Below are 13,386 nucleotides of genomic sequence, written 5' to 3'. Positions count from 1 at the left end.
CACCGATGTTGGACTTCAGGCTCCCGAGCGAGTACGAGGACCTGCGCAAGACCGTCGAGGAGTTCGCCCGCGACGAGGTGGCCCCGGTCATCGGCGAGTACTACGAGCGGGGCGAGTTCCCGTACCCGATCGTGGCGAAGATGGGCGCGATGGGCCTGCTCGGCCTGCCGTTCCCCGAGGAGCACGGCGGCATGGGCGGCGACTACTTCGCGCTGTGCCTGACGCTGGAGGAGCTCGCGCGCGTCGACTCGTCCGTCGCGATCACCGTGGAGGCGGCGACCTCGCTGGGCGCCATGCCGATCTACCGCTTCGGCACCGAGGAGCAGAAGGCCGAGTGGCTGCCTTCGCTGACCTCCGGCCAGAAGCTGGGCGCGTTCGGCCTGACCGAGCCGGGCAGCGGTTCGGACGCGGGCGCGCTGGCCACCACCGCGCGGCTGGACGGTGACGAGTGGGTCATCAACGGCACCAAGGCGTTCATCACGAACTCCGGCACGGACATCACCGGCCTGGTGACGGTCGCCGCGGTCACCGGGACCCTGCCCGACGGTCGCAAGGAGATCTCCTCGATCATCGTCCCGTCCGGCACGCCGGGCTTCACGGTGTCGAAGAAGTACTCGAAGGTCGGCTGGTGCGCCTCGGACACGCGTGAGTTGTCGTTCCAGGACTGCCGGGTGCCCGCCGCGAACCTGCTCGGTGAGCGCGGCCGCGGCTTCGCCCAGTTCCTGCGCACGCTGGACGAGGGCCGTGTCGCCATCGCCGCGCTGTCGGTGGGTCTCGCCCAGGGCTGCGTGGACGAGTCGGTGCGTTACGCCCACGAGCGCGAGACGTTCGGCGCGAAGATCGGCACCTACCAGGCGATCCAGTTCAAGATCGCCGAGATGGAGGCCCGCGCGCACACCGCGCGCCTCGCCTACTACGAGGCCGCGTCCCGGATGCTGCGCGGGGAGCCGTTCAAGAAGCAGGCCGCGATCGCGAAGCTCGTGTCGTCCGAGGCGGCGATGGACAACGCCAGGGACGCCACGCAGATCTTCGGCGGCTACGGGTTCATGAACGAGTACCCGGTCGGGCGGTTCTACCGCGACGCCAAGATCCTGGAGATCGGTGAGGGCACCTCCGAGGTGCAGAAGATGCTGATCGCCCGCGAGCTCGGCCTCTAATTAGTCCGTTCCATCTAAATAATCGCGAACCGCAGGTTCGAATCGCCGGTCCGGGCTACCGTCGTCAGCCTTCCGCACGAGTGTGAGGGTGCAGATGACCGGTAGCCCGACCGAGCCTGTTTTCCCCGGAATGCGAGTACTGCTCGAAGTCATTCGAGGTCTCTGCGACCGGCCTGGGTTCTTCTTCCGCAGCGCGACCGAGGAAGTGGTCGGTGACCAGCCGCTTCCCCTGCTGTACCTGGAGAGCGAGACCAGCCCGACGCCATTTCTGCGCGCTCTGGAACGCAGGCTCGAAGCGGGGCGTCCGGTAATACCGCACGCCTATGTCGACGTGACCGCGGTACCGGCGGATGTCGCCAAAAGATGGTCGCCGGAAGCGCGCAAGGCCCCGCCGCTGCTGCCGTTGCTGGACGTGCTGAGCCGTGCGCTCGCGGAGGTCCACGTCGGCACCGAACGGCTGACGCGGTTCGACCACTACCGGCTCGTCGACTGGCTCACGAGCAAGCCGCTGCCGAGCAAGTCCGGACGGGACGACCGGGCGAGCGTCATCGAGCTGCTGCGGCAGTGGACCGGCAAGGCCACCGAGAACGGTGAGGCGCTCAACCGGGCCGTGGACGCGTTCATCCCGAACCTCGTGACGCGGCTGGGCCTCGGGCTGGTCGCGTGGATCGGCAGCAAGGCGGGTTTCCGGTGGCTCGGCAGGCGGGTGCCGGGGCTCGCGCGCGAGTCGAAGTGGTTCATGCGCGGGCAGAACTTCGCGCTGCCCAACCACTCCATCGAGTTCCTCGGGTTCGCCGAGCGGCTCACCCTGGGCCGGCGCGAGTCCGAGAACGAGGAGCAGGTCAAGCTGCTGCTCGTGCACGCGTTCCTGGAGGACCTGCGGATCGCGTACCGGCGGCGGCGCGGGCGGTTCTGGCCGCGCCGGGCCGGGTGGCGGCGCACCGCGTACATCCCGGTGCTGCTCGACGGCGTCACCGAGGACAACGGCGGGTGGGAGCTGCTCAAGCTCATCAACGACGTGCGCAACGAGACCGGTGAGCTCGACCCGTTGCTGGTGATCGCGGCGAGCTCGGACGCGCGGAAGCTGTCGGCCAAGCTCCAGGTCACGCCGGTGCCGCCGGAGGAGACCGCGGACGCGTTGGCGACGTGGCGCGAGGAACTGCCGCGCAAACGGCAGCTCCTCGCCGACGACGCCCGCTACCTGCTGATCGCGTTGCCGCAGGGCGAGGACAAGAAGTGGAAGGGTGCACCGGTCTTCCGCGCCGCTGGGGTCCGCTGGCTCGCGCGGCCGCGACGGCTGGAGGCGATCATCGCCGCGGTGGCCGCGGTGTTGTTGCTGCCGGGCTTCGTCACGGTGCAGAACCACCTCGAGGCGAACTGCTCGATGGTCGGCTCCGCCATCTCGCCAGGGGTGTCGACCAGGTTGATGGACGTCGACGGCAACGCCGAATGCGTCGGCTACAGCGACAACACCAATCAGGTGTTCGGCTCCAACGAGCGCCTGCGGTGGACGCAGCAGGCGGTGTTCGCGCAGAACGAGGAGGCGGAACGGCTGCACGAAGCCGATCCCGGCCGGCCGTACGTCTCGCTGGTCTACTTCTCCAGCCTCACCCACAAGGACACCAACCCCGACGCCGACCACTCCCGGGCCGAGGAGCTGGAGGGCATGCTGCTCAAGCAACGGCAGCAGAACGACAGGTCGCGCTCGGAACCGCTGCTGCGCATCGTGATCGCGAACGGCGGTGCGACGATGAAGCGGGCGCCCGAGGTGCTGCGGGACATGCTGACCCCGTTGCTGGAGAAGGACCCGAGCATCCTCGGCGTGGTCGGGCTGGACCGCAGCGTCGCGGAGACCCAGGAGGTGATCACCGAGCTCGGGTCGCTGGGCGTGCCGACCATCGGCACCACGCTCACCGAGGCGTCGCTGCCGAAGCGTTCGGCGATGTACTTCCAGCTGATCCCCGGCAACGTCCGGCAGGCCGACCTCGTCCGCCGGTACGCGCAGCACGTCGGCGCGAGCAAGGTGACGATCTACCACCCGCCGCTGAACCGCGGCGACGTCTACCTCGACGACCTGGTCAACGTGCTGGGCACGGAGCTCGCGAACGCGGCGGTGCGCTTTCAGGCCGTGCCGTGGGCCAGGAGTCCTCAGGAGCTGGCCTCGCAGTGCGTGGAGGACCACTCCAGCGAGCTGGCGTTCTTCGCGGGCCGGGAGGAGGACTTCGGGGAGTTCCTGCGGGCGATCGGCAAGGACTGCTACGACAAGAACCGGTTGCCGCGCATCGTCGCCGACGACGCCATCATCCGGTTCATCGCGCAGAAGGCCAACCGGGTGCACGACTCGCTGGCGGGGATGCGCGTGTCGTACGTGAGCATGGCGGGGCTGGTGGTGCTCGCCGGGAAGTCCTGCGTGGAGGGCAAACCGGACCAGAAGGTGCACGGCGGTCTGCCGTTGGACGCCTTCTGCGCGGGCTACAGCAGGCTGGCCCAGGAGATCCAGGACACCTCGCTGCCCCCGCAGGACAAGCCCGTCAAACCGTGGCCCGGTGAACACATGGGGGTCGCCTACGACGCGGCCGGCCTCTTCCTCGAAGCGGTGCGCAACGCCGAGGGCCGCCTGTCCGGCCACACCCCGCACCGCGGTGCGATCGGTGGGGAGTTCCGCGAGCTGGAGTACTTCGGTGCCACCGGGCGCACGGACTTCAGCGCGTCGCGGGTCGGAGAGCAGCGCAACTTCACGATCCTGGAGCTGACCGACATCCACGACTTCGAGCAGCAGCCCACGTGCGTGTTCCTTACCGGTGACCTGTACGGCCCGGACTCACCGCGGCAGGCCAACGGCTGTCCCGCCTAGGGGGTCACAGCTTGGGCACCGCTCGGTCGATGATGGCGGCGAAGTCGGTGGACCTGGGGAGCGTCCCGAAGGCGACTCCCCAGTCCCCGCCCAGCCGTGAGGCCACGAAGGCGTCCGCGACCGCGGGGTGCCCGTGCCTGACCAGCAGGGCGCCCTGCAGGATCAGCGCCATGCGTTCGACCACCCGGCGGGCCTGCGACTCGTCCACATCGGACAGGGCGGTGCCGAGGTCCTTCAGCGCGTCGTCGATGCGCGGGTCGACCCCGGTGACGGTGGCCAGGAACTCCTGCACCGACTCGGGTTCCTTCTTCATCGCGCGCAGGACGTCCAGCGCGGCGACGTTGCCGGACCCCTCCCAGATCGACATCAGCGGCGACTCGCGGAACAGCCGCGGCATCCCGCTGTCCTCGATGTAACCGTTGCCGCCAAGGCACTCCAGCGCCTCGGCCGCGTGCACCGGACCGCGCTTGCACACCCAGTACTTGGTGACCGCGAGCCCGAGTCGCGGCCGGTTCTGCGCCAGCCACATCGCCGCCGTGGTCGCCGCTTCCGACTCCACGGCCAGGTCCGCCAGCACGTTGCGCATCGCCGGCTGGTCGATCAGGTACTCGCCGAACGCCTTGCGGTGCGCGGCGTGGTGCGCCGCCTGCCGCAGCCCGGCGCGCATGCACGCCGCTGACCCGAGCACGCAGTCCAGGCGGGTCGTGTTGACCATCTCGATGATCGTCCGCACGCCGCGGCCCTCGTCGCCGACGCGCCACGCGAACGCCTCGTCGTACTCGATCTCGGCGGACGCGTTGGACCTGTTGCCCAGCTTGTCCTTCAGCCGCTGCAGGAAGAACCGGTTGCGCGTGCCGTCCGGCAGCACCCGCGGCACCAGGAAGCAGGTCAGCCCGCCGGGCGCCTGCGCCAGGGTGAGGAAGACGTCGGACATCGGCGCCGACGTGAACCACTTGTGCCCGGTCAGCACGTAGCCGTCCTCGACCGGCTTCGCGACCGTGGTGTTCGCGCGGACGTCCGACCCGCCCTGCTTCTCGGTCATCGACATGCCGGCGATGAGACCCCGCTTGGTGAGAGGGGCTTTGAGACCGAAGTCGTAGTCCCGAATGGTGAGAAGCGGTTCGTAGATCTCGGCGAGCTCCGGCGATGTGCGCAAAGCGGGCACAGCTGCATAAGTCATCGAAATCGGGCATCCGTGGCCTGCCTCGACCTGCGACCACACGTAGAACTTCGCGGCCCTTTCGAGGTGCTCGCCGTCGACATATGCGTGCAATCCCCGCGAAACGGCGACGTTCATCAGGTCGTGCCAGGCAGGGTGGAACTCGACCTCGTCGATCCGGTTCCCGTACCGGTCGTGCGTGCGCAGGACCGGCGGATACGTGTTCGCGAGCCGCCCTCGCTCCTGCCACTCCTCGCTGCCCGCGAGCCTGCCCAGCTCGTGCAGCTCGGGGTTGTCGACCCAGCTCAGCAGTGCCGGGTCGGCGGCGACGTCGTGACCGCTCAGCGGCGGAACCTGGTTGGTCACCTCGTGGGTAGCCATGCCTCGCACGTTACTACCGGTTGGTAACTTTGGGCAGGGTGTGAGGAAAGATCGCTGGCCCATTCGGGCTTTTGGGCGTGCCAACGGCGCTGACGAGGAATAACGTCGTGCTGGTGAGTGACCATGGGCACAGCACGGCCGTTGCTGCGTTGACCGCGCAGTACGCCGCGATGCGCGAAGGTGCGCCGGTGCGGCTCGCGAAGAAGACGTCGAACCTGTTCCGGTTCCGCACCGAGCAGTCGGGCGGGTTGGACGTCGGCAGGTTCGACCGGGTGCTGGCGGTGGACCCGGTCGGACGCACCGCGCAGGTGCAAGGCATGACCACCTACGAGAACCTCGTCGCCGCGACACTGCGCCACGGCCTGATGCCGCTGGTGGTGCCGCAGCTCAAGACCATCACGATCGGCGGCGCGGTGGCGGGACTGGGCATCGAGTCCACGTCCTTCCGCAACGGTCTCCCGCACGAGTCCGTGCGGGAGCTGGAGATCCTCACCGGTGACGGTGAGGTCGTCGTGGCCAAACCGGACGACGACCTGTTCCGCGCGTTCCCCAACTCCTACGGGACCCTGGGTTACGCGTTGCGGCTGGAGATCGAGCTGGAACCGGTGCGGCAGTACGTCCGGCTGCGGCACGTGCCGTTCGGCTCCTTCGCCGAATGCGCGGCCGTCATCGAGGAGGTGTGTTCGGACGGTTCGGCGGACTTCGTCGACGGCACGGTGTTCTCGCGCGGCGAGATGTACCTGACGTTGGGGCACTACGCCGACATCGCTCCGTACACGTCGGACTACACCGGAAACCAGATCTACTACCGGTCCATCCAGAAACGCCGCACGGACCACCTGACGATCCACGACTACCTGTGGCGCTGGGACACCGACTGGTTCTGGTGCTCCCGCGCGTTCGGTGCGCAGAACCCGGTGGTGCGGCGGCTGTGGCCCAAGCGCTACCTGCGTTCGGACGTGTACCGCAAGCTCGTGGCCAAGCACCGGCAGCTGAGGCCGCGGGTGGACGTCGAGCCGGTGATCCAGGACGTCGAGATCCCGGTCGGCGCACTGGCCGACTTCCTGGACTTCTTCGACCGCGAGATCGGCATCTCGCCGGTGTGGCTCTGCCCCGTCCGGTTGCGCGACAACACGGGGTGGCCGCTGTACCCGATGGACCCGGACACGTTGTACGTCAACGTCGGGTTCTGGTCGGAGGTCCCGGTGCGGCCGGGGGAACGCATGGGTGACCGCAACCGGCTGATCGAGCGCGAGGTGGCGCGGCTGGGCGGCCACAAGTCGCTGTACTCGGACTCCTACTACGACGAGGACGAGTTCTGGCGGCATTACAACGGTTCGCACTACCGGTCCGTGAAGGCCCGGTACGACCAGACGAACCGCTTGCCTGATCTGTACGCCAAGTGTGTCAGGGGACGATGAATGCGGTTGGCCTCCATTTTCCAGCGCATCACGGGTGGCAGCGACGTTCGCTTCCAGGCCTACGACGGCAGTACCGCGGGCCCTTCGCAGGCCCCGGTGTCCATCGACATCAAGACACCGGAAGCCTTGTCCTACCTGGCTTCCGCACCCGGTGAGCTGGGTCTCGCCCGTGCCTACGTGACGGGCCACCTGGAGATCCTCGGCGACGTGCACGCCGGCCTCTCCCAGCTCTCCGAGTTCTCCCTGCGGGAGCTCCCGTGGCTGCAACGCGTGGAGCTGCTGCGGTTCCTCGGCCGAATCCGGTTGTCGCACAAGGTGGCGCCACCGCCGCAGGAGACCCGCCTGCGCGGCCTGCGGCACTCGAAGGCCCGCGACCAGGCCGCCATCGCCCACCACTACGACGTGTCGAACCAGTTCTACGAGTGGATCCTCGGCCCGTCGATGGCCTACACCTGCGCGGTCTACCCGACCCTTGAGTCCACTTTGGAGGAAGCCCAGTTCGAGAAGCACGACCTGGTCGCCCGCAAGCTGGGACTCAAGCCCGGCATGAAGCTGCTGGACGTCGGCTGCGGCTGGGGCGGCATGGTCATGCACGCGGCCCGCGAGTACGGGGTGCGCGCGATCGGCGTCACGTTGTCCCGCAACCAGGCGGAATGGGCGCAGAAGGCCATCGTCGAGGCCGGCCTGTCGGACCTCGCCGAGGTCCGGCACCTCGACTACCGCGACGTGCGCGAGACCGGCTTCGACGCGGTGTCGTCGATCGGTCTCACCGAGCACATCGGCAAGGCCCAGCTGCCCGCGTACTTCTCCTCGCTGTACAAGAAGCTCAAGCCCGGCGGCCGTTTGCTGAACCACTGCATCACGCGGCCGAACAACAAGGAGCGCGCCCTGTCCGGGCCGTTCATCAACCGGTACGTGTTCCCGGACGGTGAGCTGGTCGGGCCGGGCCACATCGTGTCGCAGATGCACGACGTGGGGTTCGAGGTGCGGCACGAGGAGAACATCCGCGAGCACTACGCGCTGACGCTCGCCGCGTGGGGCCGCAACCTGGAAGCGCACTGGGAAGAGGCCGTGGAGGAGGTCGGGGAGGCGCGGGCTCGGGTGTGGCGGCTGTACCTGGCGGCGTCGCGGCTCGGGTTCGACCGCAACAACATCCAGCTGCACCAGGTGCTCGGGGTGAAGCTGGACGGGACGAGGTCGCACATGCCGTTGCGGCCGGACTGGCTGTCCTGACCTGTACCTGCCGCGACGTGTGATGGAGCGGGTGACCGGCCGATGTTGGACACCCGCTCCATCGTGCTGAACGGCGCCGCCAGGTCGGTGGGAGCGCCTCATCCACGGCTCGCGGCTCGAACTCGATCCACCTCGACGTGGAGGTGGTCTCCGCGCTGCGGACGATGGCGCGGGGCAATCCTGCTCTGGCGGCGGTGGTGCCGTCCGCGCTGCACCACCTGGCCGGGTTGCCTGTGCGACGCATGGCATTGGCGGCCTTGTTGCCCCGCATGTGGGAACTGCGGGACAACATCACCCCTTACGACGCCGCGTACGTCGCTCTCGCCGAGCAGTTGCGCGCCACGCTCATCACGTGCGACGTGCGCTTGGCCTCCGCGTCGGGTGCCAAGCGCACGTCGCACGTGATCTCCTAGCTCAGCTGGTCCACGATCGTCTTGGCCTGGTTGGACGGGATCGCGAACCCGATCCCCACGCTTCCGGCCTCACCGCTGCTCGACGCCGGCGAGTAGATCGCCGAGTTGATCCCGATCAGCTCACCGGCAGCGTTCACCAGCGCGCCACCGGAGTTGCCGGGGTTGATCGACGCGTCGGTCTGGATCGCCTGGTACGTCACGGGTTGCGAGCGGCGGGTCTCACCGGGCACGGTCACCTTGCGGTCGAGTGCCGAGACGATGCCGGTGGTCACGGTGCCCTGCAGGCCCGACGGCGAGCCGATGGCCATCACCGCGTCGCCGACCTTCACGGAGTCGGAGTTCGCCCACTTGATCGGGGTCAGGCCGGAGACGCCGGACGCCTGCACCACGGCGAGGTCCGAGGTCGGGTCGGTGGAGACGACGGTGGCCGGCACCTCGCGGCCGTCGTTCAGCGTCACGGTCACCTTGCCGCCGGAGGAGGCGACGACGTGGTTGTTGGTGAGGATCCTGCCGTCCGCCGACAGGATCACGCCGGAGCCGAGGCCGTTGGCGACGTTGACCTGCACCACGGAGGGCAGCACGTTCGAGGCCACGGACGACCAGTCCAATGTGGAGGTGTTGGAGACCGTCTGCGCCACCACGGAGCTGCTCGGCGAGGTGCCGTCCGGTGAGGCGATCACCGCGCCGGTGACCCCTCCGAACAGGCCCGCGACGAGTGCCGCCGCGGTGAGCATCGGGGCCGTGCGGCGCCAGAACTTCGGCGCCGGGGCAACGGCGGGCTGCGGTTCCACCAGTGACCCGCTCATCGCGGGGAAGCTCTGCTCGGTCATGGCTCCACGATGGACCGCCATCATGTGAGCAGCCTGTGGGAAAAGCCAAAGAATCCCTGATAAGAACTAGCTGAGAAGCAGCGAAGAGACGTCTGAAGCCGACAGCGGCGGCCCGAAGTGCGGGCCCTGTCCGGCCGTGACGCCCAGCTCGCCCAGCCGCGCGGCCGAGGCCGCGGTCCGCACGTCCTCCGCGTAGAGCGGCAGGCGCAGGATCGACGCCCACTTCAGCAACGCCACCGACGCGCTCTCGTCCACCCGGTTCGCTCCGTCGTCCAGACCGCGCACGACGGCGCCGGTGAACTTCACGCCGCTCAACGGCAGCAGGCGCAGCCGGTCGACGCCGACGTTGCCACCGTTCACCTGGTCCAGCACGAGCCCGATGCCGCGCTCGGCGAGGATCGTCAGCTCTTCCAGCTGGTCGTCGTTCAACAACGACGGCAGGTGCTCGTGCAGCTCGAAGCGCAGCTGGGTGGCGGGCAGGCCGGTGCGGTCCAGCACCTGGGCGACCTCGGCGACCAGCTCGGGTTCCTGGCACAGCCGCAGCGGGAGGTCGATGGAGAGCACGGGCGCCTGAGAGCCCAGCGCGGCACACCACTCGGCGGCCTGTGCGCACGCCTCGGAGAGCGCCCACCGCACGAGGCGGACGATCATGCCGTTGTCGTTGGACTGGTCCATGAACAGCTCCGGGCACAGCACGCCGTGCACCGGGTGGTCCCAGACGATCTTCGCCTCCACGGCGAGCACGGCACCGTCGGCGAACGAGCGCACCGGGAAGTAGTCGACCCGGAACTGGCCCTCCTCCAGCGCGCCGGGGATCGACGCGGCGAGCGCGTACCGCTTCTTGTCGCGCAGGTCCCGGTCCCGGTCGTACAACGCCCACTGCGCCTTGCCGTCGCGCTTGGCCCAGCCGACCGTGACGTCCGCCGACCGCAGCAGGTCCACCGCGTCGCCACCGCGGGCGGCCCGCGCCACGATGCCCGCGCTGACCGTCACGCCGACGCCGTGCCCGCCGATCCAGATCGGCTCCTCCAGCCGCGCGGTGAAGTCCTCGACCAGCGCGATCACGCCCCGCACGTCGCGCGGGTCCTTGATCAGGACACCGAACTCGTCCTCGCCGATGCGCGCGACCTTGCCGACCCCCTCGGAGAAGACGGCCCGCAGGTGCGTGGCGACCTGCATCAGCACCCGGTTGCCCACCTCGTGCCCGAACGCGTCGTTCACACCGCGGAACCCGTCGACGTCGACCTGCACCAGCGCCAGCGTCTCCGGGCCCTTGGAGCCGACCGCGCCCTCCAGCCAGCCGAGGAACTGCGTCCGGTTCGGCAGCCCGGTCTGCATGTCGTTGAGGCTCTGGCGGACGAGCTGCGTCTGCAACGCCCGCATCTCGTTCATGTTCTCGATCATCGTGACGAAGTACGGCGGCGTGTCGTCGTTCTCGTGCACCAGCGAGATCGCCATGTGCGTCTGGATCGTCTCGCCGTCGCTGCGGATCATCCGCTTCTCGACCCTGATGTGGTCGAGGTCGGTGTTGATCAGCGTCTGGCCGATCTCCCGCAGCGCCTCGCGGTCCTCGGGGTGCGCGAGATCGCGGCCGGTGATCTTGTCCAGATCCTCGCGCCGGTAGTCGAGCATCGTCAGCAACGCCTCGTTGACGTCCATGATCTTGCCCTTGAGGTCGACCACGACGATCGGGAACGCGGAGCTCTGGAAGATCGCCCGGAACTTCGCCTCGCTCGCCCGCACCGCGTTCTCGGCGCGGCGCATCGTGTTGATCGCGGCCGTGCGGCTGATCTCCTGCTGGTCGAGCGTGCGGTCGCGCAGCCCCTCGGCGTACCCGGCGGCGAGCGCGGCCAGCTGGGCCGGCGTGGCGGGCGTGTGCTCACCGAGGTACGTGAGCGTCTGCTCCAGCGTCGCCGAGGAGATGAAGTCGTTCTTCACCATCGAGTGGCCGACCTGCCGCGCCGCGTCCACACCGCCACCGAGCAGCTGCTCGACGTACCCGCCGAGCAGTTCCTCGAGCTTCTCGCGAGTGAGGTTCGCGAGGAGGGTGCTGGAGATCGCCGCCGCCCAGGCAACGGCGGGCTCTCGGCTGTCGACCATGTTCATTCAGCTCAGGTGGCCATTCGTGGGGACCGGTGTGATCTGCTGATCGATCGTCGGGCGCCAATCGATACGCCTGCACTGACCCACTTCCGCCAGATTCGGTCGAACGGGTGACATCCCGCGCGGTACCACCACCGGGTGTGGGTCCAGCGAACAAGCTTACTGATCACGCCTGGCCTGTCCAACCGAACCCCGATTCCCGGTCACGCGTCCCGGGATCGGCCGACAATTCACCCTTTTGAACTAGTGAATCACCTTGTCGAACGGCAACGGACCTATCGTCAGTGGGTCCGCGTCCACGTCGAACAACGGCCGGTACCCGGTCGCGAGGTACAACGCCCTCGCCTCCGGCTGGCGCGGCCCCGTGGTCAGGTAGATCCGGCGGTAGCCGAACGCCCGTGCCTCCCTCTCCAGCTCCTCCACGATCCGGCGCGCGAGCCCGCGCCGGCGATGGCGCGAGTGCGTCCAGATCCGCTTGAGTTCCGCGGTCTGTTCGTCGTACCGCATGAACGCCCCGCCCGCGACCGCTTCGCCGGCCTCCACGAGCAGCAGGAACTGCCCGTGCGGCGGCTCGAACACGTCCGCCGGGCGCTGCATCTCCTGCGCGCCCTGTGGCCCGTAGCGGGTCGTGTACTCGTACGTCAGCTCGGCCACCAACGGCGCCGCGTCCGGATCGGACTGCCGGACGCGGCGCACTTCGAGGGTGGTCATGCGGCCTTGGCCCGGTCTCGCTTCGCGACCTCTTCGCGCACCAGCGGGATCACGTACCGGCCGAAGTCGATCGCGTCGTCCAGCAGGTCGTAGCCGCGTGCCGACAGGATGTCGACGCCGAGGTCGTAGTAGTCCAGCAACGCCTGCGCGACGGTTTCCGGCGTGCCGACCAACGCGTTGGAGTTGCCCGCACCGCCGGTGGCCTTCGCCGTCGGTGTCCACAGTGCACGGTCGAAGCGCTCGCCGCGTTCCGCGACGGCCAGAAGCCGTTGCGAACCGGTGTTCTCCGGACTGGTCAGCGAATGTCGGCGGCTCAACGGGCCGTTGGCCTTCCGCGCCTCGATCCGGTCCAGCGTCCGATACGCCTTCTCCCAGGCCAGTTCCTCGGTCGGCGCGATGATCGGCCGGAACGCCACCTGGATCCGCGGCACGTCGGTGCGGCCCGCGTTCCTCGCCGCCTGCCGGACGGACTCGATCTGCTGCGCGGTCTCGGCCAGCGGTTCGCCCCACAGGCAGAAGATGTCCGCCTCCGCGCCGCCCGCCTCGTAGGCCGCGGCGGAGGAGCCGCCGAACGACACGTTCGGACGTGGTTGCTGCACCGGGAAAACGTCGCTCACGAAGTCCGCGAAGTGGTAGTGCTCGCCGTCGTGATCGAAGGCTTCCCTGCTGAGCCAGGCCTTCTTGACGATCTGGATGTACTCGCGGGTGCGGCCGTAGCGCTGGTCCTTGGTCAGGTAGTCGCCCTCGCGCTGCTGCTCGTGGTCGGTGCCGCCGGTGATGAAGTGGACCGTGAGCCTGCCGTCGCTGATCTGGTCGAGCGTCGCGAACGTCTTGGCCGCGAACGTCGGGTACGACACGTTCGGCCGGTGCGCCAGCAGGATCTGCAGCTTGTCGAGCTTCGCGGCCAGGTACGCCGCCGCGGACGCGGGTTCCGGCGCGCCCGACCCGTACGCGAACAGCACGCGGTCCCAGCCGTGCTCCTCGTGCGCCCGAGCGAGCCTGATCGTGTAGTCCTTGTCGAACGCACGGCCTGAGCGCGGTGTCGTCTCCGACCCGTCGTTCGTGGCGGCGATCCCGAGAAACTCGACTGGCATGGCGGATTCCCCAGAGTTGGCGGTGAGATC

General features: G+C 68.7%; 10 protein-coding genes. 5 read left to right on the top strand and 5 right to left on the bottom strand.

Annotation, left to right across the window (positions count from 1 at the left end; genetic code table 11):
* Window positions 1-5 precede the first annotated feature (5 nt).
* Both ACWEIJ_RS00540 and ACWEIJ_RS00535 read left to right on the top strand, forming a co-directional pair.
* Window positions 6-1,157: an acyl-CoA dehydrogenase family protein gene (locus ACWEIJ_RS00540; protein WP_449835081.1), complete on the top strand. Its 1,152-nt coding sequence runs from the start codon at window positions 6-8 to the stop codon at window positions 1,155-1,157.
* 130 nt (window positions 1,158-1,287) lie between these two features.
* Window positions 1,288-4,011 carry a hypothetical protein gene (locus ACWEIJ_RS00535; RefSeq protein WP_449835080.1) on the top strand — a complete coding sequence of 908 codons (2,724 nt, stop codon included), beginning with the start codon at window positions 1,288-1,290 and terminating at the stop codon, window positions 4,009-4,011.
* Between the two features lie 4 nt (window positions 4,012-4,015).
* Here ACWEIJ_RS00535 and ACWEIJ_RS00530 read toward each other — a convergent pair whose 3' ends face one another.
* On the bottom strand, window positions 4,016-5,551 hold the full coding sequence (locus ACWEIJ_RS00530; RefSeq protein ID WP_449835079.1) for an acyl-CoA dehydrogenase family protein: 1,536 nt from the start codon (window positions 5,549-5,551) through the stop codon (window positions 4,016-4,018).
* A 170-nt stretch (window positions 5,552-5,721) separates the two neighbouring features.
* Here ACWEIJ_RS00530 and ACWEIJ_RS00525 point away from each other — a divergent pair, with 170 nt between their 5' ends.
* The 3 genes from ACWEIJ_RS00525 (at window position 5,722) to ACWEIJ_RS00515 (ending at window position 8,618) form a co-directional block, all read left to right on the top strand.
* Window positions 5,722-6,972 (top strand): FAD-binding oxidoreductase, encoded by a 1,251-nt coding sequence (locus ACWEIJ_RS00525; protein ID WP_449835718.1) that lies wholly within the window; start codon window positions 5,722-5,724, stop codon window positions 6,970-6,972.
* Window positions 6,973-8,205 carry a class I SAM-dependent methyltransferase gene (locus ACWEIJ_RS00520; RefSeq protein ID WP_449835078.1) on the top strand — a complete coding sequence of 411 codons (1,233 nt, stop codon included), beginning with the start codon at window positions 6,973-6,975 and terminating at the stop codon, window positions 8,203-8,205.
* Between the two features lie 137 nt (window positions 8,206-8,342).
* Entirely contained in the window at window positions 8,343-8,618 is a 276-nt protein-coding gene (locus tag ACWEIJ_RS00515; RefSeq protein ID WP_449835077.1) for a type II toxin-antitoxin system VapC family toxin, read from the top strand.
* Here the strand turns inward: ACWEIJ_RS00515 and ACWEIJ_RS00510 are convergent.
* The 4 genes from ACWEIJ_RS00510 to ACWEIJ_RS00495 form a co-directional block, all read right to left on the bottom strand.
* On the bottom strand, window positions 8,615-9,448 hold the full coding sequence (locus tag ACWEIJ_RS00510; RefSeq protein ID WP_449835076.1) for a S1C family serine protease: 834 nt from the start codon (window positions 9,446-9,448) through the stop codon (window positions 8,615-8,617). The genes ACWEIJ_RS00515 and ACWEIJ_RS00510 overlap by 4 nt on opposite strands.
* A 66-nt stretch (window positions 9,449-9,514) precedes the next feature.
* Window positions 9,515-11,548: a putative bifunctional diguanylate cyclase/phosphodiesterase gene (locus tag ACWEIJ_RS00505; protein ID WP_449835075.1), complete on the bottom strand. Its 2,034-nt coding sequence runs from the start codon at window positions 11,546-11,548 to the stop codon at window positions 9,515-9,517.
* 246 nt (window positions 11,549-11,794) lie between these two features.
* The gene (locus ACWEIJ_RS00500; RefSeq protein ID WP_449835074.1) at window positions 11,795-12,262 is read right to left on the bottom strand and encodes a GNAT family N-acetyltransferase; all 468 of its coding nucleotides are present in this window, start codon (window positions 12,260-12,262) and stop codon (window positions 11,795-11,797) included.
* A complete protein-coding gene (locus tag ACWEIJ_RS00495) occupies window positions 12,259-13,356 on the bottom strand; it encodes an LLM class flavin-dependent oxidoreductase (protein ID WP_449835073.1) in 1,098 nt (365 codons plus the stop codon). The genes ACWEIJ_RS00500 and ACWEIJ_RS00495 overlap by 4 nt, the downstream gene beginning before the upstream one ends.
* Window positions 13,357-13,386 lie beyond the last annotated feature (30 nt).

It is taken from the genome of Lentzea sp. NPDC004789, assembly GCF_053601075.1.
Note: the sequence above shows the minus strand (reverse complement) of the source record. Positions and strands in the feature narration are given on the sequence as shown.